General features: G+C 63.7%; 22 protein-coding genes. 19 read left to right on the forward strand and 3 right to left on the reverse strand.

Going from position 1 to position 23,712, the window contains the following annotated elements:
* Positions 1-4: 4 nt before the first annotated feature.
* The 6 genes from CK226_RS00560 to CK226_RS00585 all read left to right on the forward strand — a co-directional run bounded on the left by CK226_RS00560 (position 5) and on the right by CK226_RS00585 (position 5,625).
* A complete protein-coding gene (locus CK226_RS00560) occupies positions 5-1,066 on the forward strand; it encodes an ABC transporter substrate-binding protein (protein ID WP_095791048.1) in 1,062 nt (353 codons plus the stop codon).
* A 67-nt stretch (positions 1,067-1,133) separates the two neighbouring features.
* Positions 1,134-2,003, forward strand: a complete 870-nt coding sequence (locus tag CK226_RS00565) for an ABC transporter permease (RefSeq protein ID WP_095787651.1) — start codon at positions 1,134-1,136, stop codon at positions 2,001-2,003.
* On the forward strand, positions 2,003-2,791 hold the full coding sequence (locus tag CK226_RS00570; protein ID WP_095790732.1) for an ABC transporter permease: 789 nt from the start codon (positions 2,003-2,005) through the stop codon (positions 2,789-2,791). Before CK226_RS00565 ends, CK226_RS00570 begins: the two co-directional genes overlap by 1 nt.
* Positions 2,791-3,855: an ABC transporter ATP-binding protein gene (locus CK226_RS00575; protein WP_095790733.1), complete on the forward strand. Its 1,065-nt coding sequence runs from the start codon at positions 2,791-2,793 to the stop codon at positions 3,853-3,855. Before CK226_RS00570 ends, CK226_RS00575 begins: the two co-directional genes overlap by 1 nt.
* Before the next feature lie 73 nt (positions 3,856-3,928).
* The gene (locus CK226_RS00580; RefSeq protein WP_095790734.1) at positions 3,929-5,179 is read left to right on the forward strand and encodes an aconitase X; all 1,251 of its coding nucleotides are present in this window, start codon (positions 3,929-3,931) and stop codon (positions 5,177-5,179) included.
* Positions 5,176-5,625, forward strand: a complete 450-nt coding sequence (locus CK226_RS00585; RefSeq protein ID WP_095790735.1) for a DUF126 domain-containing protein — start codon at positions 5,176-5,178, stop codon at positions 5,623-5,625. Before CK226_RS00580 ends, CK226_RS00585 begins: the two co-directional genes overlap by 4 nt.
* 4 nt (positions 5,626-5,629) lie before the next feature.
* Here CK226_RS00585 and CK226_RS00590 read toward each other — a convergent pair whose 3' ends face one another.
* Positions 5,630-6,658, reverse strand: coding sequence for a LacI family DNA-binding transcriptional regulator (locus tag CK226_RS00590; protein WP_095774022.1), 1,029 nt, complete (start codon positions 6,656-6,658; stop codon positions 5,630-5,632).
* A 336-nt stretch (positions 6,659-6,994) separates the two neighbouring features.
* Between CK226_RS00590 and CK226_RS00595 the strand changes: the two genes are divergently transcribed.
* The 11 genes from CK226_RS00595 (at position 6,995) to CK226_RS00645 (ending at position 18,339) form a co-directional block, all read left to right on the forward strand.
* Positions 6,995-8,608, forward strand: a complete 1,614-nt coding sequence (locus CK226_RS00595) for an extracellular solute-binding protein (protein WP_095790736.1) — start codon at positions 6,995-6,997, stop codon at positions 8,606-8,608.
* A gap of 81 nt (positions 8,609-8,689) precedes the next feature.
* Positions 8,690-9,550 carry a carbohydrate ABC transporter permease gene (locus tag CK226_RS00600; RefSeq protein WP_095773820.1) on the forward strand — a complete coding sequence of 287 codons (861 nt, stop codon included), beginning with the start codon at positions 8,690-8,692 and terminating at the stop codon, positions 9,548-9,550.
* The gene (locus CK226_RS00605) at positions 9,547-10,506 is read left to right on the forward strand and encodes a sugar ABC transporter permease (protein ID WP_095773821.1); all 960 of its coding nucleotides are present in this window, start codon (positions 9,547-9,549) and stop codon (positions 10,504-10,506) included. Before CK226_RS00600 ends, CK226_RS00605 begins: the two co-directional genes overlap by 4 nt.
* Positions 10,503-11,594, forward strand: a complete 1,092-nt coding sequence (locus CK226_RS00610; protein WP_095790737.1) for an ABC transporter ATP-binding protein — start codon at positions 10,503-10,505, stop codon at positions 11,592-11,594. The genes CK226_RS00605 and CK226_RS00610 overlap by 4 nt, the downstream gene beginning before the upstream one ends.
* A 1-nt stretch (position 11,595) precedes the next feature.
* Positions 11,596-12,657 carry an ABC transporter ATP-binding protein gene (locus CK226_RS00615; protein ID WP_095790738.1) on the forward strand — a complete coding sequence of 354 codons (1,062 nt, stop codon included), beginning with the start codon at positions 11,596-11,598 and terminating at the stop codon, positions 12,655-12,657.
* A 35-nt stretch (positions 12,658-12,692) separates the two neighbouring features.
* Positions 12,693-13,778, forward strand: a complete 1,086-nt coding sequence (locus CK226_RS00620) for a Gfo/Idh/MocA family oxidoreductase (protein ID WP_095790739.1) — start codon at positions 12,693-12,695, stop codon at positions 13,776-13,778.
* A gap of 56 nt (positions 13,779-13,834) precedes the next feature.
* On the forward strand, positions 13,835-14,749 hold the full coding sequence (locus tag CK226_RS00625) for a sugar phosphate isomerase/epimerase (RefSeq protein WP_095773825.1): 915 nt from the start codon (positions 13,835-13,837) through the stop codon (positions 14,747-14,749).
* A 57-nt stretch (positions 14,750-14,806) separates the two neighbouring features.
* Entirely contained in the window at positions 14,807-15,988 is a 1,182-nt protein-coding gene (locus CK226_RS00630) for an aldose 1-epimerase family protein (protein WP_095773826.1), read from the forward strand.
* Between the two features lie 85 nt (positions 15,989-16,073).
* Positions 16,074-17,156 (forward strand): fatty acid desaturase family protein, encoded by a 1,083-nt coding sequence (locus tag CK226_RS00635; RefSeq protein ID WP_095774023.1) that lies wholly within the window; start codon positions 16,074-16,076, stop codon positions 17,154-17,156.
* A gap of 27 nt (positions 17,157-17,183) precedes the next feature.
* Positions 17,184-17,495 (forward strand): MocE family 2Fe-2S type ferredoxin, encoded by a 312-nt coding sequence (locus CK226_RS00640; protein ID WP_095787828.1) that lies wholly within the window; start codon positions 17,184-17,186, stop codon positions 17,493-17,495.
* A gap of 40 nt (positions 17,496-17,535) precedes the next feature.
* Positions 17,536-18,339 carry a 3-methyl-2-oxobutanoate hydroxymethyltransferase gene (locus CK226_RS00645; protein ID WP_095773828.1) on the forward strand — a complete coding sequence of 268 codons (804 nt, stop codon included), beginning with the start codon at positions 17,536-17,538 and terminating at the stop codon, positions 18,337-18,339.
* On the opposite strand, the gene hutH is transcribed toward CK226_RS00645, so the two are convergent.
* The gene (hutH, locus tag CK226_RS00650; RefSeq protein WP_095790740.1) at positions 18,340-19,848 is read right to left on the reverse strand and encodes a histidine ammonia-lyase; all 1,509 of its coding nucleotides are present in this window, start codon (positions 19,846-19,848) and stop codon (positions 18,340-18,342) included.
* Complete coding sequence (locus CK226_RS00655; RefSeq protein ID WP_095790741.1) at positions 19,845-20,846, reverse strand: ornithine cyclodeaminase family protein; 1,002 nt, start codon at positions 20,844-20,846, stop codon at positions 19,845-19,847. The genes hutH and CK226_RS00655 overlap by 4 nt, the downstream gene beginning before the upstream one ends.
* 119 nt (positions 20,847-20,965) lie before the next feature.
* Between CK226_RS00655 and CK226_RS00660 the strand changes: the two genes are divergently transcribed.
* The gene (locus CK226_RS00660; protein WP_095790742.1) at positions 20,966-22,399 is read left to right on the forward strand and encodes a DHA2 family efflux MFS transporter permease subunit; all 1,434 of its coding nucleotides are present in this window, start codon (positions 20,966-20,968) and stop codon (positions 22,397-22,399) included.
* A 271-nt stretch (positions 22,400-22,670) separates the two neighbouring features.
* A complete protein-coding gene (locus CK226_RS00665; protein WP_095790743.1) occupies positions 22,671-23,657 on the forward strand; it encodes an ABC transporter permease in 987 nt (328 codons plus the stop codon).
* Positions 23,658-23,712 lie beyond the last annotated feature (55 nt).

Consider the following 23,712-nt stretch of genomic DNA (forward strand, 5'->3'; position numbering starts at 1 on the left):
CGACATGCGCATGCCAAGATTGACTGCCCTGCTGACGGCGACTGCCGTTTTCACCACCGCACTCACGCTGGCCGCCAATGCCGCCGAAGTGCATGTGCTCAACTGGAAAGGCTACGGCGCCGACGAGCCCTGGGCGGTCGCCGCCTTCGAGAAGGCGACCGGCAACAAGGTCGTCAACGACTTCTTCAATTCCGAACAGGAAATGCTGACCAAGATCCGGACCAATCCGGGGCTTTATGACGTGGTCATGATCAACGCCGCCTTCAACGACCAGGCGATGGCGGAAAAACTGATCCAGCCGATCGATACGTCGAAATTGCCGAACTATGCCGACATCAGCAAGGATAAGGCCGGTTCGCCGATGCTCGACCATGAGGGCAAGGTCTATGGCGTGCCATGGGTGTGGGGCCTGACCGCGCTCGCCATCAATGAAAAATCCTTCGACAAGGCGCCGACGTCGATCGCCGAAATGTGGGATCCCAAGCACAAGGGCCGCGTCGTCATTCGCGACGACGCCGTCGAGGCGGTGCAGTTCGGCGCTATCGCCACCGGTCAGAACATCAACGACATCAAGGATATGGATGCGGTCAAGACGAAGCTCACCTCGCTGATGCCGCAGATCAAGACGTTCTGGAGCTCGGAGAACGACTGGAACCAGATGGTCGCCTCCAACCAGATCGACATCGGCACCTATTGGAGCGGATCGGCCGATCGCGCCAAGACGCATTTCAAGCTGCCGGTTTCGCTGGTCATTCCGCAGGAAGGCGCCGTCGCCTGGCTGGATGCCTTCTCCATTCCTGTCGGCTCCAAGAATGTCGAGGGCGCGCAGGCCTTCATCAACTGGATGATCGACCCGAAATTCTACGTCGAATGGGTCACCAAAGTCGGCGCCCCTGTGTCCGCCAACACCAAGGCCGTGGCGGCGCTGCCTCAGGATGCCTTCAACCGCAAGGTGATGGGCGATCCAGAGGTCGCCAAGCGCATCCAGTTCCAGGCGCCGATCACCGATGCCCAGCGCGAGGCCTATCTGGCGCTCTGGCAGCAGCTCAAGGTCGACGTGAAATAAAACGCACGTCCGAACCAGCCGGCGGTTCGCGCCGGCTGGTCCTTTCAATCCTGGGGAGGAGGGTGGCATGGCGGCACAAAGCGCGACCGCATCGCGCAGCGGGTTGAGATCGGCTCTGCCGCTGCTGGCGCCGGCCTATATCTGGCTGACGGTGGCGATCTTCCTGCCGCTGTCGGCCATGGTCTTCTTCTCCTTCATGACCGACTTGCCGCTGTCGGGAAAGCCCTGGGCTTTCACGCTCGGCAACTATGCCGCCTTCTTCTCGCAGAGCCTTTATCTCACGCTGCTGCTCGCCTCGCTGCGCCTCGGCCTCGAAGTGACGCTGTGGTGCATCGTCATCGGCTATCCCGCCGCTTACGTGCTCGCCAAGGTGCTGAAGGGGCGCAGCCGCGAAGCGATCTTCCTGCTCGTCATCCTGCCGTTCTGGTCGAACGGGCTGGTGCGCATCTTCTCCTGGGCGATGGTTTTGCGCGAAGGCGGCATCCTCGATACGGCGCTGAACGCCGTGCTGCCGTTCAAGATCAACATCGATCTGATGTATTCCTATCCGGCCGTCATCATCGGGCTGGTGCACTCCTACGTGCCCTACATGGTGCTGACCTGTTATCTCACCTTGCAGGCAATCGACGACTCGCTGATCGAGGCCGGGCGCTCGCTCGGCGCCACGCGGCTGCAGGTGCTGAAGCGGGTGATCATTCCGCTGTCGATGCCGGGCCTAGTGGCCGGTGCCGCGCTCATATTTGTCCCCGTCGTCGGCTCGTTCATGGAGCCGCGCATCCTCGGCGGGCGCACCGGCACCTTCTACGGCACCGTGATCGAGGACCAGTTCGTCGCCGTGTTCAACTGGCCGCTGGGGGCGGCATTATCCTTCATCCTGCTCGCCGTCGTGCTGGTCATCCTGGCGATCGCCTCGCCGGTGCTGCGGAGGGCTGCGTGATGGCGACGACCCGCATCCTGGAAGGACTTGGCCGGCTGTACATCGGGCTGCTGCTCGCCTTCCTCTATCTTCCCATCATCATCATGGCGCTGATGTCGTTCAACGTCTCGCCCTTCTACCAGCTGCCGTTCGAATGGACGACCGAATGGTACGCCTCGCTGTGGCAGAACGACCAGCTGATTGCCGCGACCTGGAACAGCCTGGAGATCGCAATCCTCACCACCATTATCAGCGTGGTGCTGGGCTCGGCGGCGTCGCTGGCGCTCTTCCGCTACGAATTTCTCGGCAAGAAGGTCCTGCAGGCGCTGCTCTTCCCGCCGATCGCCATTCCCTGGCTGATTACCGGCACGGCGATGCTGATCTTCTTCTTCGGCGTCGGCATCGGACGCGGCCTGTTCGCCATTCTGCTCGGCCATGTCGCGCTGGCGTTGCCCTATGTCATCGTCGTCGTCTCGGCGCGGCTGCAGACCTTCGCGCCGGAACTGGAGGAGGCGGCGCGCTCGCTCGGCGCCAATCAGTGGCAGGTCACAGTTCGTGTCACGCTGCCCTGGATCATGCCGGGCGTCATCGCCGGCGGGTTGTTTGCCTTTGCCGTGTCGTTCGACCAGTTCGTCGTGTCCTACTTCCTGTCGACGCCCGGCCAGACGACGCTGCCGGTCGAGATCTATGCCGCGATCCGCAAAGGGTTCACGCCCGAGATCAATGCTGTCTCGACCATCATCATTGTCGTGTCGATGGCGCTGATGCTGCTCACGGCGCGCTTCTTCAAATTCGGCGGAGAGAAATAATGGCCGGCGTGCAGGTATCTGATGTCTCGCGCAGTTTTGGCGCGCACAAGGCGCTGGACGATGTCTCCATCGACTTCGCCGATGGCGGCTTCTATGCGCTGCTCGGTCCGTCGGGCAGCGGCAAGACCACGTTGCTCAGGCAGATCGCCGGCTTCGATTTTCCTGACTCCGGCCGCATTTCCATCGGCGGCGAGAGCGTGGAGCGGGTGCCGGTCGAGAAGCGACGCATCGGCATGGTGTTCCAGAACTATGCACTGTTCCCCAATATGAGCGTCGCCGACAATGTCGCCTTCGGCCTTTCGGTGCGGGGCGAGGCCAAGGCGGTGATTGCGACCGAAGTGCAGCGCGCGCTCGACCTTGTGCAGTTGGGCAAGCTCGGCGGCCGCCGGCCGCACCAGCTCTCCGGCGGCCAGCGCCAGCGCGTGGCGCTGGCGCGCGCCATCGTCACCAAGCCGCGCGTGCTGCTGCTCGACGAGCCGCTCGGCGCGCTCGACAAGGCGCTGCGCGTCGACATGCAGATCGAATTGAAGCGCATCCAGCGCGAGATCGGCATCACCACCATCTTCGTCACCCACGACCAGGAAGAGGCGCTGACGATGAGCGATCGCATCGGCATATTGCGCGACGGCAGGCTGGTGCAGGAGGGGCCGCCGGAGGAGATCTACGATCGGCCGAGAAGCGAATTCGCCGCCACCTTTCTCGGCGACGCCAACATTTTTCGCGGCGATACGACCGGCAACGGCATCCGCCTGCAGGATGGTACGGCGATTGCCGCAGGCGCGGGTGCGACGCTTGCCGCCGGCGCCAAGGCGAGCTGCGCCGTGCGGCCCGAGCGCATCCGGATCGGCACCGATGCCGGGGCTGTGGATAGCGATGCGAACATGCTGAAGGGCCAGGTTTCCAAACGCATCTTCGCCGGCAACAACAGCACCTATTTCGTCGAGCGTGCCGGCCAGACACTGAAGGTGATCGTGCAGAACACCGGCGCCGACAGGCTGGCGGAAGGGCAGGATGTGGTGCTGCGCTGGTCGCCGGAAAGCACGGTGCTGATTGCTGCGACCTGATCCTCGCTCCGGCTCTTGCCAGACGTGGGACAATAGGGAACAGCATAGCCGGGCATAAGTCCGGAGCATTCCGATGACGCTAGAATTGATGGCGCGTGACCGATCCATGCTCGACGGCGAGCAAGGCCCGTCGGCAGCCGCCGCCATGAAAATCCTCGTCGCGTTCTCCAACGCCATCGGCGCATGCGGCCTGCTCGACATCAGCGGTGCCCATATCGACGGCTGTCTCTATCACGGCAAGGCCGGGCTGGATTTCGTCGAACGGCTGGTCGAGGGCGGCGGGCGCGTGCAGGTGCCGACGACGCTCAATGTCGGCTCGTTCGACCTCATCCATCCGGGCATGGTGAAGATGCCGGCGGCGGAAGAGGTGCCGGCGCGGCGGCTGATGAAGGCGCATCTGGAGCTTGGCTGCCAGGCGACCTTCACTTGCGCGCCCTACCAGACCCGGTTCCGGCCTGAATTCGGCCAACAGATCGCCTGGGGCGAATCCAATGCCATCGTCTTCGCCAATTCGGTGATCGGCGCGCGCACCAACCGCTATGGCGACTTCATCGATTTGTGCTGCGCCATGACCGGGCGCGCACCGGCCTGGGGCCTGCATCTCAGCGAAAACCGGCGCGGCCGCATCCTGTTCGAGCTGGACATCGTTGAAGCCGAACCGAGCGACAGCCTGTTCGTCGGCGTCGGGCTGATCGTCGGACAAGTCAGTGGCGACCGCATTCCGGTCATTGCCGGCCTGCCGCGGCCGCGCGACGAGGATCAGCTCAAGGCGCTTGGCGCGGCGGCCGCGACGACCGGTGCCGTGGCGTTGTTCCATGCGGTCGGCATCACGCCGGAGGCCAACATGCTCGACGAAGCGTTTCACGGCCACGCGCCGGATGAGACGATCCGCATCACCCGGGCAGATATCGATCATGCGTTGTCCAGATTGTCCGGAGTGGCCGACGGGGCGCCGCTTGCCGCAGTGTCGCTGGGCACGCCGCATTTCTCGCACGAGGAGTGGACGCGCCTGTTGCCGATGCTGCGCGAGGCAGCGCCGGGCAAGGGCATCCCGATCTATGTCAACACCGGACGCGCGACGCTGACGCGGTTGCAGGAGGAAGGCGCGCTGGCCGGCATGGAGGCATTCGGCCTGATCCCGGTCGCCGATACGTGCACTTATGTCACCTCCATCCTCGAGCGGCTCGACGGCGTGGTGATGACCAATTCCGGCAAATGGGCGCATTACGCGCCGGGCAATATCGGCGTGACCGTCGCCTTTGCCGAGATGAAGGATTGCATCCGCTCCGCAGCGGCCGGACATGTCGTGCGGGGTGCCTCATGACGCAGCCCGTTGCAAAGGACGCGGCCGATAGGCTGGGCACTTTCCAACTCGCCGGTGAGGCCGATGGCCCGGCTTTGGTGTTCTCGCAGCCGCTCAGTTTCTGGGGTGGCATCGACGCCGAGACGGGGGAAATCATCGACCATTCGCATCCTGGATTGGGCCAGAATGTCGCCGGCAGGATACTGGTCATGCCAAGCGGGCGAGGGTCATCCTCCTCATCCTCCGTCCTGGCCGAAGCGATCCGCCGGGGTACGGCGCCGGCTGGCATTCTTCTGGAGCGGCCGGATCCGATCCTGGCGGTGGGGGCGATCGTAGCGGAGTTTCTGTACGGGAAAAGTATGCCGCTGGTGGTATGTGATAGTGGTGGGATCGTTTCCGGTGATCGGTTAGCCATCCGCACTGGCACGGATGGCCAGGCGGTCATAAGGGCTAAAACAGAAAGCTAGCCGCTCAAATCTCCGGGATGTTTTCCTTGAAGATCACCTGCAGCCTTGGCTGGTGCAGCTCATAGGGTAGTCCCCGGACCGCCTGGGTCAGAGTGTTGAGCGCCTCACGCGCCTCGACGCGCGGGTTCTGGTCGATGACCGCATCCAGCGTGCCGTCGAGCAGAAGGTCCTTGGTGCCGTCCGTCACCTCATGGCCGAGGAAGACCATCGATTGCGCACGGCCGCGTTCCTTGAGCGCGCGGGCGATGCCGGTGTTGCCGGCGCCGACATTGTAGATCGCGGCGAGATCGGGGTGCCGGTCCAGCAGTGCTGATGCTTCAGAATAAGCCTTTTCGCGATCATCGAGCATTTCGCGCATCTCGACGATCTCGAGATTGGGGGATTCCTCGGTCAATATGTGCCGGAATCCCATCTCGCGTTCCTCATGGCCGCGATAGGAAAGCGAGCCTGCGAACAGCGCCACCTTGCCGGGGCGCTCCGGCCCCATGAAACGGTTGAGCAGATAGCCGGCCAGCCGCCCGGCGGCGCGGTTGTCGATGCCGATATACGCGACCCTCGGCACATGCAGGATGTCGGAGGCGATGGTCACCACCTTGACGTCGTTGGCCGACAGCGAGCGGATCGCCTCACGCACCGTCGGATGGTCGAGCGCGATGACGCCGACGCCTTGCGTCTGTCCGCGCAATTCCTGCAGCAGGCGGGCGAGCCGGTCGGGGTTGAAACCCTCTATGGTGGCGATGTGGACATCGAGATCCGGGCGCGCCAAGGCCTGCGCCTCGATGTGTCGGTGCAGCATCTTGATGAAGGAGTTGGTGCCGGCCGGCAGCGCGAAGTCTAGCCGGATGACCTCGCCGGGCGAGGGCCGGGGCGCTGCTCCGTTCGGGCCTTCGGCTATGTAACCGAGACGCTGCGCCATTTCGAGCACGATCTCGCGTGTGCGCGTCCGCACGCCGGGACGGTTGTTGAGCACGCGATCGACGGTGGCGGCGGAAACGCCGGCTTCCCGGGCTATGTCGGTCAGGGTGGAACGCACGTCTTTCATCTCCTCAACGCATCAGGATCACGCAATGCCGACTGTCTGCCGTCGGCGATTCTGATGGGAAATGATGTATCCGGCCTTGGCCGATGCGCAAGCCGTCGGGCTAAATCAGGTCGCCCGGCACGGCTATTCCGGAATGGGAAGGCACATTTCCCATCAAATCGAGGCATCAGGAGCGGTATGTGGACCTTGGTACGACGCATTTCCTCGCCTCATTGCGATGTTATGAGGTGTTTTGATTATTTATGATGTTGACAGTCTTCCGATCCTGCCGTCAATATCCCTCATGGGCTCGTGGAGGAAACATGGAGCCCTGAGGGAGGAATTCCAATGTCTGATCTGATCCGCATATCGCGGCGCCGATTGCTGGCGTCCGGAGGAAAGTTGGCGGCGTTCGTGGCAGCGGCCGGTATCGCGCCGCAATTCATTCGTCCCGGCCGCGCCTTTGCGGCCGACGCGCTGGCGCCTGGCATGATCGGCGGCCCGACCGGCTTCGAGGGCGCCGAGCGTTACCAATACGGCGCCGACACGCCGGAAGGCCGTGCCATCGAGGCGGCCAAGTCGCTGAAGGGCGCGGGCAAGGCACCTGCCAAGATCGTGCTCGGCCTGTCGGACGGCTCGATCGGCCAGCTCACGCAGCCTTTCCCCGCCGGCGCGCCGTCGATCAAGGAACTGTGGGAAAAGGAAACCGGCATTCCGATCGAGATCGTCGGCCTGCCGAACGGCCAGGAATTCACCAAGACGATGCAGGATATCTCCACCAAGGGTGGGGCCTATGACATCTATTCGACCGAATGGAACCGCCTCGGCGATCTCGCCGAGACCGGCGGCATCGCCAAGCTCGACGACTTCGTTGCCCAGTACAAGCCCGAGTGGGATGATCCCAAGACCGGCTATGTCGACGGAGCCAAGGGCGTATCACTGCTCAACAAATATCGCGGGTCGAACTATGGCGTGTCGCTGGACGGCGACTTCCAGACCTGGGTCTACCGCAGCGACCTGTTCGGCGACGCAGTCGAGCAGAAGGCGTTCAAGGACAAATACGGCTACGATCTGGCGCCGCCAAAGACCTGGAAGCAGCATGGCGACATCGCCGCCTTCTTCCAGCGCCCGGACAAGGGCCTGTTCGGCTTGACCGACCTGCGCAACCAGGGCTGGGGCTATACCAACTGGTACCAGCGCTATGTTTCGATGGCTTCGCCCAACCAGTTCCTGTTCGGTGACGACGGCAAGCCGCTGATCAATTCCGAGCATGGCATCGCCGCCACCAACGAATATGTCGGCTCGCTCGCCCATCACTCGCCGGATGCGATCTCGTGGGGCTGGCCGGAGCAGTACGGCAATTTTGCCAAGGGCGGTGCGGCGATGACCTGTGCCTTTTCCAACCTGCCGAAATTCCTCGACAATCCCGGCAACAAGGATTCGGCTGTCACCGGCAAGATCGGCTCGATGCTGCCGCCCGGCCGCGAGATCGACGGCAAGCTGATCAGCCGCTCCGTTCTGTGGTTCTCGCTGACCGGCATGGTCTCGTCGCAGTCGAAAAACCAGGAGGTCGCCTACCTTCTGCTGCAATGGCTAGGCTCCGCCCGCATCTACGCCTGGATGAGCGCCAATCCCGGCGGTTATCTGGATCCGTTCCGGCTGTCGGATTTCTCCGATCCGCTGGTGCGGCAGACCTACCACGCCTACCACATGGACGTGGTGCGCGAGACGGTCGCCCGCACGGTGCCGACCATCAACTATCCCGGCGCCACCGCCTTCCACAATGCGCTGGACGAAAACCTCATGGCCTCGCTGACCAAGGCCAAGACCGCTGAACAGGCAATGGCCGACACCGAGACCGAGTGGAAGAAGATCGCCCGGCGCATCGGCGAGGACAAATTGCTCGAAGCCATCAGGACCAACAAGGAGGCCTGGCCGACCGTTCTCGATCCGATCAGCTGATCCGTTTCCCTGGATCGAGCCGGAGGGGAGGGGCGAAAGCTCTTCCCCTCCGCACTCAACGCCACCAGCAAAAGCAGCCAGATGAAGCGTTCCGTACCTTTCGAGATATTTCGTTATGCCGCGATCCTCGCGGCGATGGCGGTGACGCTGGTGCCGATCCTGTGGATGGTGTCAATGGCCTTCAAGCCGATCGCCGAATGGTCGGCGACCGGCGCCGACCTGAGATGGTGGCCGAAGAACCCGACACTCAGCAATTTCCAGTTCGTCTTCGGCGAATCCACCAACAGCCTGATCGTGGCGCTCGACCGCACGGCGCTGAAACCGATCCTGTCGTCGCTGCTGTCGGCGGTGTTCGGCACGGCCATCGCCATGTCGGCGGGCACGGCTGCTGCTTATGGCCTGTCGCGCTTCGGCTCTGGGCAGAACCTGCCGCTGGCGCTGATCCAGTTGCGGTTGTTTCCGCCGATGGCGGTGATGATCCCGGTGATGATCATGTGGGCCTTCCTGAATTTTACCGACAGCTGGTGGGGGCTGGCGCTGATCTACGGCATCGTCACCTTGCCGTTCGCCTTCTGGCTGATGAAGACGTTCTTCGACGACATGCCGCGCGAGATCGAGGAGGCGGCGCTGGTCGAGGGCTGCTCGCGGCTGCGCGTCTTCACCCGCATCACGCTGCCGATGATGCGCGCGCCGCTCGCTAGCGCTGCCCTCTTTGTCTTCATCCTCAATTGGTCGGACTATCTGATCGCGCTGCTTTTGACGACGCGCGAATGGGTGACGATCCCGGTCTACATGGCTTCGCTGTCGTCCTCGATGACCGGCCAGCTCTATGGCGCCAAGGCAGCGCTCGGCCTGATCGCCGCCGTGCCGCCGGTTATCATGGGCATCGCCATCCAGCGCCATCTGGTGCGCGGGCTGACCTTTGGGGCGCTCAAGCAATGAGCGCGGCGACCGTGACTGTTTCGGAGGACGAAATGGGTGCCGCCCGTGCGAAGCCGGCCCTGCGCGACGAGGGCGCGCGACTGGGCTTCCGGCTGACGCTGCCGGCGCAGATCCTGGTGCTGTTCATCTCGGCCTTTCCGCTCTTGATGCAGCTCTACATCAGCGTCACCGACTGGTCGCCGCTTTCGGGCCTCGGCTGGTGGAATGCCTGGGAGATGTGGAACAGTTTCGCCAACTACACCGACCTTGCCGCCGACGCCCGCTTCTGGAGCGCACTGAAGCGCACGGCGCTCGTCATGATCGTCTGCGTGCCGGCGGAGTTCCTGCTCGGCCTAGGACTGGCAACACTGTTCGCGGACGATTTTCCCGGCAAGCGCATCTTCTATTCGATCCTGCTGATGCCGATGATGGTGGTGCCGGCGGTGGCCGGCTACATGTTCTTCATGCTGTTCCAGTCAGGCGGCCCGGTGAACGACATCCTGTCCGCCATCACGGGCACATCAGTCACCATCGCCTGGCTGTCGGAACCCACGCTTGCGCTGATCGCGGTGATGATCGCCGATATCTGGCAGTGGACACCGCTGATGTTCCTCATCCTGCTTGCCGGCCTGGTCGGCGTGCCGGAGGACCAGATCAAGGCGGCAACGCTGCTTGGCGCCAACCCATGGCAGCGCTTCGTCACCATCGCGCTGCCGAAGATGAAGACCATCATCATCATCGCGCTGGCGATCCGCGTGATCGAGAACTTCAAGATATTCGACACGCTCTACATCATGACCGGCGGCGGCCCTGGCGTCGCGACCGAAACGATCTCCGTCTACATCTACAAGGTCACCACGCAGGACCTGATCTGGGGCTATGTCGCGGCGATCGCGCTGGCCATCCTGATTGTGCTCTCCATCGTCGCCGTGTTCGCCATCAAGCGTATGGCGCGGGCAAGGCAGGTGGCGGCATGAGCGCGATCCAGCTGCGCAACCTCACCAAGACATTCGGCGACTTCACTGCGCTGAAGACCATGGACCTCGACATAGCAGACGGCGAGTTCATGGCGCTGCTCGGGCCATCCGGTTGCGGCAAGTCGACGACGATGAACATGATCGCCGGCATGGAGGAGCCGACCAGCGGCAGGATCATGTTCGGCAAGCGCGATATGGCCGGCGTGCCGATGGGTCGGCGTGGCGTCGGCTTCGTGTTCCAGAACTATGCCATCTTCACCCATATGACGGTGCGCCAGAACCTGGCCTATGGGCCGAGAATGCGGGGCGGCGCCAAAGCCGAGATCGACCGCCGCGTCGGCGCCATCGGCGAGCTGCTGCAACTGACGGCGCTGCTCGACCGCAAGGCCGACCGGCTGTCCGTCAACATATTGCAGCGCGTCGCGATCGGCCGTTCGGCGATCATGGAGCCGGCGATCTTCCTGCTCGACGAGCCGCTCTCCAATGTCGACGCGGCCTTCCGCGCTGTCATGCGCACCGAGCTGAAGCAGCTGCAGCGCCAGTTCAGGCAGACCATGGTCTATGTCACCCACGACCAGCTCGAAGCGATGACGATGGCCGATCGTATCGCCGTCATGGATCATGGTGTCCTGCAGCAGGTCGGCACGCCGCTCGAAGTCTACAACAATCCGGCCAATGTCTTCGTCGCTCGCTTCATCGGCGCGCCGGGCATGAACCTGCTCCACGGTAAGCCGGCGGAGAGCGATCGGGGCCTTGTCATCGATCTCGGGCCGCTGGGCATCACGCCGCCGTTGCCGGACGAATTGGCGGCATACTTGCGCGGTGCACGTGGCGACATGCTCTACGGCTTCCGGCCGGAGCAGGTGGCTTTGGCGCAAGACGGGCGTGGGCTCGCCATGCCGGTCACCTTTGTCGAGCGAATCGGTGCGCGCACCATCGTCCATCTCGGCCAAGGCGATGGCGCCGTGAAGGCGGTGTTCGACAATGATGTCGGGCTGTCGATCGGGCAAACCGCAGTCGTCGCGCCGGCGGCTTCGTCCGTGCGTATCTTCGATGCGGCTTCCGGCGTTGCGATGAAGGCGGGTTGAGATGGCTGACATCGTTTTTCGCAATGTAACCAAGCACTACGGCAACACACTCGCGGTCGACGATGCCTCGTTCATCGTCAACGATAACGAGTTCTTCTGCTTCTTCGGGCCGCCACTGTCCGGCAAGTCGACGATGCTGCGCCTGGTGCTTGGACTGGAGAGGCCGGACGCCGGCGAAATCCTGATCGGCGGCAGACCGGTCAACGCGGTGTCGCCGGCCGATCGCAATGTGGCGATGGTGTTCCAGAACCTCGCGCTGTTCCCGCATATGAGCGCGCGCGACAATGTCCGCTTCCCGCTGGTCGAGCGCAAAGTCGCCGAGGCAAAGATCGAAAGGCGGGTGGCCGATGTCGCGGCCAAGCTGCATATCGGCCACATCCTGCACAAGCCGCCGGCGCAGCTCTCGGGCGGCGAGCGGCAGCGCGTGGCGATCGCGCGTGCGCTTGTGCGCGACCCGAACGCCTATCTGATGGACGACCCGATCTCGGCGCTCGATGCGCGGCTGCGCGAGGAGACGCGTGTCGAGCTGAAGCGCATCCAGCGCGAGCTCGGCAAGACGCTGATCTATGTCACCCACGACCAGGAAGAGGCGATGTCGGTCGCCGACCGCATCGCCATACTGGACAATGGCAAGATCAGGCAGATCGGCGCGCCCGCTGAGATCTATGACCGTCCGGCGAGCACCTATGTGGCGCGGCTGCTCGGTTCGCCCATGATGAATATACTGAAATCCGCACGGGGCGAGGGCGGCGTCGAAGCCGCCGAAGGCACAATCCGGATTGCCGACAAGGCTGCCCCCGTTGATGCCGTCGAGATTGGGCTCAGGCCGGAGGATATCAAGGTCAGGCCGTGGGCGGATGGCGGCCAGGGCCGGCCGGCGCGGGTGTTCGAGGTCGAGCCGCTTGGTGGTTACACCGTCGTGACACTCGCCGCCGGGCAGGCGCGGCTGAAGGCGCTGTTGCGCGGCCAGCCCGACATCAAGCCCGACGCCATGGTGGCGATTTTCTGCGAGCCCGCCCGCGTGCATTATTTCGGGCAAAGCGGAGGCGCGCTGGTGAGATGATTGCAGCCGCGAGGACAGAATTTCGGGAGGAAGACATGGCAGGCAAAGGCTTCGAGCCGGATGTGAAGATCCGCACGAAAGAATACAGGATCGGCTGCGTCGGCGCCGGCATGATCATGGCCGAGTGCCATCTTGCCGCCTACAAGGAGGCCGGGTTTCCGGTCGTTGCGATCGCCTCGCGCACGCGGCCGAATGCGCAAAAGGTCGCCACGCGCTGGGGGATCCCGACCGTGCACGACACGCCGGAACAGCTGATCGAGAATGCAAACGTCGAGATCATCGACCTGGCCTTTCCGCCCGACCTGCAGCCGGCGCTGATTCGCCACGCGCTGAAGCAGAAGCACATCAAGGCGATCATGGCGCAGAAGCCCTTGGCGCTGTCGGTCGAGGAAGCCGTCAAGCTGCGCGACGAGGCGGCGAAGGCCGGCAAGGTCCTCTCGGTCAATCAGAACATGCGCTACGACCAGTCGATGCGCGTCCTGAAGCAGATTATCGACAGCGGCGCGCTGGGCGACATCGTCTTCGCGCAGATCGATATGCACGCGATCCCGCACTGGCAAACGTTTCTCGAGGATTACGACCGGTTGACCCTCGCCAATATGAGCGTGCACCATCTCGACGTGCTGCGTTTCCTGTTCGGCGATCCCGATGAGATCACGACAGTCACGCGGAAAGACCCACGCACGACATTCGACCATCTGGATGGCATCACCGTCTCGACGCTGCGTTTCCCGTCCGGCGTGCTCGCGGTTTCGCTGGAGGATGTCTGGTCCGGTCCGCGCCAGGAAGGCTACAAGGACGACCAGCACATCAACTGGCGCGTCGATGGCACCAAGGGTGTCGCCAAGGGCACGATCGGCTGGCCGACGGGCGCTGCCTCGACGTTGACCTATGCTTCGGCCGAGACCACTGGCGGCGAATGGGTCAGCCCAAGCTGGGAGACGATGTGGTTCCCGCATGCCTTTATCGGCGTCATGGAGCAGCTGCAGCACGCGGTGAAGACCGGTACGCCGCCGGCGCTGTCCGTCGCCGACAACGTCAAGACCATGGCGCTCGTCGAGGCAGGCTACCGCTCGATGGCATCGAGGCGCACGGTCAAGCTTTCCGAAATCGCTATCTGATCACCGCAACTGAAACACCAGATAATTGAATCGCTTACAGGGAGGAATTCAAGATCATGATGCAGGCAGGCATTTTTACGGGCTATTTCCCGTACAGCCTCGAAGAGACGGCGAAGAAGATCCGCGGTCTTGGTTTCAACACGGTGCAGCTCGACCTCCACTTCAAGGATGTCGACCTGTCGGCCGGGCAGATCACCAAGGACAAGGCCAAGAAGGTGCGTGATGTTTTCCGCGACCACAACTTGCCGGTCTGCTGCGTGTCGGGCTACACCAACATCATCCATCCCGACAAAGCGGAGCGCGACAAGCGCGTGGGCTATCTCAAGGAGATCATCCGCAACGCTCGCCATTTCGGCTCGCCTTACGTGATCTCGGAGACCGGCACCTACAACACCGAGTCCGACTGGGTGCATCACCCCAAGAACAAGACCGAGGAGGGGTTCGAGGAATGCCGCAAGGTGATCGCGGACCTCGCCCAGACGGCTTACGACCACGGCGCGGTGTTCCTGCTTGAAACCTATGTCAACAACGTCGTCGGCTCGGTCGAGGAGACGGTGAAGATGTTCGCGCAGGTCGACCATCCCGGCCTCGGCCTGTTGATGGACCCGACCAACTATTTCGAGACGCACAACATCGACAGGATGGACCAGATCCTCAACCAGGTGTTCGACACGCTGACCGACAAGATCAAGATCGCGCATGCCAAGGACGTCAAGCGCTCGGGCGACGACAAGTCGGAGAAGCACGCCGATATCGGCGACGCCGATGCGATGGAAAGCCACACGTTCCGGGGCGTCGGTGAGATCGAGTTGCCGGCGCCTGGCCTCGGCTCGCTGAACTACGACCTCTACCTCAAGCGGCTGGCGGAAAAGCACCCGAACATCCCGGTCATCATCGAGCATCTGTCGGAAGACGACGTGCCGCGCGCCAAGAAATTCCTCGACGGGAAGTTCCGCGCCAACGGTCTGTGAAGGCCGTTAGTGCCGCCGATTGAAGGGACGACAGTGCAGTGAAGAAGCGGCCGTGACATGGTAGAGCTTTACGGCAAGACGCTGTCGCGAAGGCAGGTGGCGGAGCGCTCCGGCCTGCTGTCGCAATTCGCCGGTGTGCGGCTCATGACGCTTGGCGACGGCGTGGAGCGCGGCATCCGCATGTTGGAGTTCCGCACCGGCTCGGGCCTGCGCTTCACCTCGCTGGTCGACCGCGCACTCGACATCGCCGATTGCGACTTCAAGGGCCAGGCGATCGGCTGGCATTCCCCGAGCGGCTTCCGCCATCCCGGGCTGCACGACTATGAGGGTGAAAGCGGGCTCGCCTGGGCGCGCTCCTTTTCCGGCCTGCTCGTCACCTGCGGCCTCGACCACATATTGGGCCGCGAAGAAGTGCCGGCCGAAAACTACAACTACCCCGGCAAGAAAACCATCATCCATTCGCTGCACGGTCGCGTCGGCACCATCCCGGCGCGGCTAACCGGCTATGGCGAAAGCTGGGATGGCGACCGCTGCGTGCTGTGGGCCGAAGGCATCGTCCAGCAGTCGGCGGTGTTCGGCGAGGACCTGCATCTCATCCGTCGTATCGAGGCCGATGTCGGCGGCAACGAGGTCCGGCTTTTCGACCGTGTCGTCAACCATGGCTTCAACCGCACGCCGCACATGTATTTCTACCATGTCAATGTCAGCCATCCCTTACTCGACCAGGGCTCGCGCTATCTGGCGCCAATCCGCGACGTGGTGTGGGCCGGTCATGCCGGCGAGCGCTACGAGGCGCAGAAGGTCGGCTACCGCACCATGCCGGAACCGCGATTGGGGTTCAGCGAGCAGGTGTGGCAGCATGAGATGGGCGCCGACGCAAAGGGCGAGGTGCCTGTTGCCGTGGTCAACGACCGGCTCGGTCTGGGCTTCGAAGTGGTGACGCGCAAGGATCAATTGCCTTGCGCCTATCAATGGCAGAATTTCCAGGCCGGCCAGTATGCGCTGGGCATCGAGCCTTCGACCCATCATGTGCTTGGCGATCTCGCCGCCCGCGACCGCGGCGAGATGATCTGGCTGGAGCATGGCGAAGCCCGGGCCTATAACACAGTGTTCCGGGCGCTCGACGGTGCTGGTGAGATTGCCGCGGCCGAAGGCAGGATCGCGGCCATCGCCCGCCAGCCCGAGCAGGATTATCCTCAGCCCTCCGGCAATTTCCCAAGCCTGGCGGGCAAGGCGTGAGCGCAACATTTGTCCCAAGCAAGCCCTCCGGCCGGCGGACCGGATTGCCAGCGGTGCATGACGATTGGAGGTCGATGTGACGACGATGGCAAAAAAGCGCGATTACAGCCTGGTCGGCGAAAGCACGCGCAGGGCGATCGAGACCGGCCTGGCCTCGGCCGAATGGTATCACACCGACGTGCCGCGCAAGGCGATGAAGGAATTGATGCAGCGCTCGGACGGTCCGGCGATCCGCGACACCGTCATCTGGCTCGCCGCCATCGTCGGCTCGGCGGCTGGCATCGTCTGGTTCTGGGGCTCGTGGTGGGTGGTGCCGTTCCTGTTCGTCTATGGCGTGCTCTACGGCTCGTCGAGCGACTCGCGCTGGCACGAATGCGGCCATGGCACGGCCTTCCGCACGCGCTGGATGAACGATGTCGTCTACCACATCGCCTCCTTCATGCTGATGCGCAATCCCGTGCAATGGCGCTGGAGCCATGCCCGCCACCACACCGACACCATCATCGTCGGCCGCGACGCCGAGATCGCGGTCATGCGCCCGCCGGACCTGTTGAAGGCGGCGCTGGCCTTCACCGGCATTCTCGATTTCCGTTATTCGCTGCCGACGCTGGTGCGCCAGGCCTTCGGCAGCCTGTCGGAGGAGGAGAAGAGCTACATCCCCGAGATGGAACAGCACAAGGCTGTCGTCGCCGCCCGCTGGCACATGGCCGTGTACATTGCGACGATCGCTTCCGCGATCGCGCTGGGGTCATGGATCCCGTTGGTGCTGGTCGGCCTGCCACGCCTTTACGGCACCTGGCACATGGTGACGACCGGCCTGCTGCAGCATATTGGGCTGGCCGACAATGTCGTCGACCACCGGCTCAACACCCGCACCGTCTACATGAACCCGATCAGCCGCTTCATCTACTGGAACATGAACTACCATGTCGAACATCACATGTTCCCGATGGTGCCGTATCACGCGCTGCCCAGGCTGCATGAGTTGATCAAACACGACCTGCCGGAGCCGAACCCGTCGATGTGGCATGCCTATCGCGAGGTCTGGCCGGTGCTGCTCAGGCAGCTGAAATACGAGGATTCTTATCTCAAGCGCGAACTGCCGCCGACGGCCAGGCCCTATCGCGGCGAGTTCCACGAGGTCGATATGTCGGCTGCGGCCGAATAGCGATCGCGAATTTTGCAGGAGACCGAGATGGCCGATTGGGTTGAAGCGTGCGCGGTGGATGATGTCGAGGAAGAGGATGTCATCCGCTTCGACCATGGCGGCCGCACCTTCGCGGTCTACCGCTCGCCCGATGACGAGTTCTTCGCCACCGACGGCTACTGCACGCATGAGAAGGCGCATCTGGCCGACGGGTTGGTGATGGACGACATCATCGAATGCCCCAAGCACAATGGCCGCTTCAATTACAAGACAGGTGCCGCCAAGGGCGCGCCGGTCTGCGTCAATCTCGTGACCTATCCGGTGAAGATCGAGGCCGGTAAGGTGATGATCCAGATTTGACGCGCGGCAACCGATCCAGCATCACAAAGGGGACGCTTTAATGAGCCGAAAGAGACCGACCGTCGCCGATCTGCGGGCGATGAAGGGCAAGCGTCAGCTGACCATGCTGCGCGTGCTCAACCTGGATGAGGCGGAGGCCGCCGAGCGGGCAGGGGTCGATATCGTCTCGGTGCCACCCGAATTGGTGCTCAACCCGCAATATCGCGATGCCGCGCCCAGCCTGTTCACCATGCCGGGCGAGAATTTCTTCGAGATCGGCACGGCGGATGATTTCGTGCGCTGGGCCTTCCGGCTCTACAAGGCAAGCGCCGACGCGGTCTATTGCAGCGCCGGCTACGCCACCATCAAGCGCATGGCGGACGATGCCATCCCCGTCATCGGCCATGTCGGCCTCATTCCGTCGCGCGCCACCTGGACCGGCGGCTTCAAGGCGGTCGGCAAGACCGCCGACACAGCCATCCAGGTTTTCGAGGCGGTGAAACAGCTGGAGGCCGCCGGTGCTGTCGGCGCCGAGATCGAAGTGGTGCCGGTCGAGGTGGCCAAGGCGATTTCCGAGCGCACCTCGCTGATCATGCTGTCGATGGGGGCGGGGACCGGCTGCGACGCGCAATATCTGTTCGCCGACGACATTCTCGGCCAGAACCGGGGCCACATGCCGCGTCACTCCAAGGTCTATCGCAATTTCGCCGCCGAGTATGACCGGCTGCAGGCGGAGCGGGTGGCGGCGTTCTCCGAATATGTCGCCGACGTCAACAGCGGCGCCTATCCCGAGGACAGGCACGTCGTGCGCATGGACCCGGCCGAGCTCAGCCTGTTCATGAAAAGGGTAGACGCAAAGAGCTGATTATTCGATTTCTTTGCTGACCGCCGCAGCGCCTTGCCATGCTCCGTCGGTGAGCATGGCGTGGAGCACCTCGGCGTCGATCCCCAGCGGCCGGTCGTCCTTCAGCATCGATACATGCGCGCGCACCGCCGCATAGATCGCGCCAGTGCGCGGCGCCAGCGTCAACCCTTCACGCAGGTCGACGGCCTGGGCGGCGGCCATCAATTCGAAGGCGATCAGCCGCCGCCACAGCGCGATCATTCCGGCGCATTTCGAAACGGCGAGGGGCGACTGGGTCGCATGGTCCTCGACGCCTTCCGAAACGGGCAGGAAGTCGAGCATCACCGGATTGGCCTTGTGGCGGATGGCAGCCAGGATCGATGTCGCCGTCTTCTGCAGCGGCACGAAACCGGCCGAGGCGCCGCCGATGGGCGACAGATATTTGGTCAGACCGTTGCGGCCCGAACCGGTGAGCTGGATGAAGCGGGCAACGCTGGCGGCGGCGCATTGCGCGATGGCCAGGCCGAGCGTCTCGAAGGCAAGCGAGAGTGAGGCCGTGTGGAAATTGCCGGTCGACATCACCAGTTCATCGTCGCCGATCACCAGCGGGTTGTCGGCAGCGGCGTTGAGTTCGATCTCGACAGCACTCTTTGCCTGGCCGATTGCCTCGATCAGCGCGCCGTGGATCGACGGCATGCAGCGGATCGACAACGGGTCCTGAATGGTCGTGGGCGCCGGCATCTCGTCGCGGGCGAGAAGGTCGTGCAAGGCCTTCGCCGCCTCCTGCTGTCCGGCCGCCGGCCGCGCCATCTGCAGGCGCGGATCGAGGATGGTGCGGTTGGCGCCAAAACCTTCCATGGTCAGCGCGCCGGCCTGCTGCTGCTGGGCGAGCGCCGACAGCGCATCCGTGATCGCGAGGGCGCCGCTGCCGGCGGAGACGGCCGAGGCGTTGATTAGCGACAGTCCGTCCTTGGGAGCCAGGCTGATCGGGGCGAGGCGGGCCATTATCAGCGCCTTGGCCGCCGGCATGCGCCGGCCCTGATAGTCGGCTTCGCCTTCGCCGATCAGCAGGCGGGCAAGCGCGGTCATCGGCACGAGGTCGCCGGCGCCGATCGAGCCGAGCGACGGCATCACCGGATGGACGCCGGCATTGAGCGCGTCGACCAGAGCAACGAAGACCATGGGCGACAGGCCGGAGCCGCCGGCCGACAGCATCGAGGCGCGGGCGACCATGGTGGCCCGCACGGCCTCTACCGGCAGAGTTTCACCGACCGCGCCGCTGCGGCCGTGCAGCAGCTGGCGCTGGAAGGCGCTGGCGTCGCCTTCGACGGAGGTGCCAAGATTGGCGCCAAGCCCGGTGTTCAGGCCGTAGATCTGCTGGCCTGAGGCGGCGGCCTGGTCGAGCACTTTTCGCGCCTTGTCCAGCCGGCCGATGATGTCGGCTCCGATCTCTACCTTGCGCGCCTGGCGGGCGACGGTGGCGACATCACCGACGCTGACGCCGGCTCCGGTGAGGACCAGCGCGCTCATGCGAAGCGCAGCCTCTGGCCGATGCCTCTTTCTCCTGCCTTGGCGAGCATCGCCTTGCCCAGCGCAATGTCGGAGAGCGACAGGCCGCGATGCCAGAACAGGATGGTCTCGTCGTCGCTCTGCCTGCCCGGCTTGAGGCCGGCGGCGATCTGGCCGAGCTCGGCATGCAGCGTTTTCTCGCTGAGCCGCCCGGTCTCGACATGAGCGCGTAGCGAGCCGAACTTGCCGCCCTTGCACTGGCCCCAATCGTCGACGACCATCTTCTCCATGATGTCGGTCAGCGACAGCTCCACCGCGCTCATCGTGCCATAGGGCACGACCAGCGCACCGGGCTTGATCCATTCGGTCTTGAGCAGCGGTTGTGGCTCCGGCAGCCGTGAGGCCTCGACGACGATGTCGGCGCCCTCGACGCAGCTTTTCCAGTCGGCTACGGCCGTGACCGCCTTGCCGAGATCGGCGGAGAGCTTGGCGGCAAAGCCGTCACGGCTTTCCGGGCGGCGCGAATGGACGCGGATTTCATCGAAGTCGAACAGATGGTCGAGCAGCCGCACGTTCCAGTAGGCGGTGCCGCGCGCGCCGACATGGGCCAGCACCCTCGAATTCTTGCGCGCCAGATGCTTGGCGCCGATCGCGGTGACCGCACCGGTGCGCATGTCGGTAATGACGGTGGCGTCGAGAATGGCGCGCGGCGTGCCGGTGCGTGGATCGAACAGATTGAGGATGCCGAATTCGGAGGGCAGGCCGTGCAGATAGTTGTCGACATAGTCGCCGACGATTTTCACGCCCGCCGTGTCGAGCGGCGCCACATAGCCGCGCAAGACATTGAAATGGCCATGGAAGGATGGGTCCGGTTCGAGATGAACGCGCGGCTCGATCACCGTCTGGCCCTTGCCCTGGGCGACAAGGCCAGCCTCGACCGCCGCGATGACTTCGCCATCGGTCATGGCAAGCGCTTCAATGTCGAGGGCATTGAGATAGTCGATATAGATGGGCTTCATTTTGCGCACGCACTTTCCTCGATCACCCGCGCATCCCATAGCAGGCCGCGACGCGACACGAAAGTTTGTTGCGCCGTGTCTGGACGCCGCCGGCTAAATGCTGTTCAAACCGGACCGAAATGACTGCCATTCCCGAGACCGAGACCTTGCCGGAAACGGCCACCAATGCACGGCGCGTGGCGCTAATCGTTGCCATCGCCTTCTTCATGCAACTGCTGGATTCGACGATCATCTCGACCTCGCTGCCGCAGATGGGCCAGTCTTTCGACGTGCCGGCGGTGGCGATGAGCATCGGCATCACCGTCTACATGCTGACCATGGCGGTGTTCGTGCCGCTGTCGGGCTGGCTCGCCGACCGTTTCGGCGCGCGCAACATTTTCCTCTTGGCCATCGCGCTGTTCACGCTGGCCTCGCTCGCCTGCGGTTTCTCGCAAAATCTGACCGAATTCGTTGCCGCACGTGCCGTGCAGGGGCTGGGTAGCGCGCTGATGACGCCGGTGGGCCGCATTCTCGTCCTGCGCAATGCGTCGAAATCCGAGCTGCTCAACGCCACCGCGCTGATCACCTGGCCGGCGCTGTTCGCGCCGGTGGTCGGTCCGGTGCTTGGCGGCTTCATCACCACCTATCTATCCTGGCACTGGAATTTCTTCATCAACATCCCGCTTGGGCTGATCGGGTTGGCGCTGGTCGCCCGCTTCATCCCGGGCGATCGCGAGGCGGACCCGAAGCCGCTCGACTGGCCGGGATTTTTCCTGACGTCGCTCGGGCTCGCCTGCCTGCTCTACGGTCTCGAGCGCATCGCGCATCCCGAGGATGGCGTGCTGCCGACCACGGCGCTGATCACGGCGGGTGGCGTCATCGGCTGGCTGGCGGTGCGGCATCTGCGGCGCGCTCCGCATCCGCTGCTCGACCTCTCCTCGTTCAAGGTGTTGACCTTCGCCATCTCGACGCTTGCCGCTGGCACCATCTTCCGGGTGGCGATCAACGCCACGCCGTTCCTGCTGCCGCTATTGTTCCAGCTCGGCTTCGGCCTCTCGCCTGTCGATGCCGGCCTGATGATCCTGGCCTATTTCCTCGGCAATCTCGGCATGAAGACGGTGACGACGCCGACGCTGCGGCGTTTCGGTTTCCGCCCGGTGATGGTGGTCAACGGCATCATCGCCTCGGCCTCGATCATGGCTTGCGGGGTGATCTCGCCGCAGACGCCGCAGGCACTGGTGGTGGCGCTGATGCTGATCGCCGGCCTGTCGCGCTCGATGCAGTTCACCGCGCTCAACACGCTGGCCTTCGCCGATATCGACGCCGCGCAGCGAAGCTCCGCGGCGACGTTGTCCTCGATGCTGCAGCAGGTGGCGATGCTGTTCGGCGTCGCCGTGGCGGCGGCGATCCTCAACCTGTCGCAGATCGCCAGGGCGCAACCGTCGCTCGACCTCGTCGATTTTCGAATCGCCTTTTTCGTGATCGGCACCATCGGGCTGGTGGCGGCGCTGCGTTTTCTGGTGCTGCCGCCAGCTGCGGGCGCCGAGGTTTCCGGCCACGCGCCGGGGAATTGAAAATCGGATTTTCTCGCCTGATGCGGAGATAAATTCCGCCTCATCCTTTCGCCTTGATGCGGCACTTTCGCGAATGGCTGCGATGGCGAAATCGATTGCCAAAAATGCAGGAGTTTCCGGGCATTGCGCCAGTTTTGGCAATCGATGCGTCCACTCGGCGAATTTCGGCATAAGGCCGCGTTCTGAACGCGGATTCGTTTGACGAACTAGCTCAGAGCCGATTAGCTTTTGCTTTCGGGATGGCAGCGCTGCCATCGGGGCGAATGCAGACATGAATGCGATCGGCTGGCTAAATCTCAGGAGCCTGAATCAGGAAGGCATTGTCTTTGCCATCGCAGTGGTGCTGTTTGTTGCAGCTGCCATCGGCCTGCCGGGCTTCATCGACGCCAACAACCTCGTCGCCATCGTCAGGTCGGTGTCGGTGCTGGGCATATTGGCGCTAGGCATGGCGGTCGTCATCATCGGCCGCGGCATCGACCTGTCGGCCGTGGCGATCATGGCGATGTCGGTTGCCTGGTATCTGCAACTGCTCAACACCGGAACCTCGGACGGGCTGGCCTTCGCCTATGTGCTGGCCGGCGTGCTCGCCATCGGCCTGCTCAACGGCTTTCTCGTCGCCTATGCCGACGTGCCGGCGATCTTCGTGACGCTGGCGACCGGCTCCTTCGTCTTCGGCTATGTGCGCTCGCAACTGATCACGCAGGACGCCGTGCCGGTGCCGCAGGGCCATTGGGTCGAGCTGCTTGGCGGCCTGCGCTTCCTCGACATCCCGATCGAGGTGTTCGTCTTCGCCGGGCTGGCTTTCCTGCTCTTCCTGTTCCTGCGCTACACCAAATGGGGCCGCTACATCTATTTCGCCGGCGACAATCCGGTCGCCGCGCGCAACATCGGCGTTCCGGTGCGGCCGATGCTGGTGCTGCGCTACGTGCTCTCCGCTTTCGTCGCGCTGATCGCCGGCCTGCTGACCGCGGCCAGCCTGCATTCGATCAACACCCGCATCGTCAATTCGACGCTGCTCTACGACATCGTGCTGGTGGCGGTGATCGGCGGCATCGGCCTGTCGGGCGGCAGGGGCGGGGTGCGCAATGTGCTGGTGGGGGCGGCGCTGATCGGCATCCTGCTCAACGCCATGACCATCATCGACATTCCGCTGCTCTACCAGAACCTCATCAAGGCGGCGATCCTGCTTGGGGCCATCATCGTCGACGGCATCATCAATCCGCGCGACGAACAGACCGCACAACAGGGCGACATTTAGAGCAGATGGGTTAGCCCATCTTGCTCGGGGTACCCGGCGCGATCGCGACGATCGG

Source organism: Mesorhizobium sp. WSM4311 (assembly GCF_002295115.1).
GTDB lineage: Bacteria > Pseudomonadota > Alphaproteobacteria > Rhizobiales > Rhizobiaceae > Mesorhizobium.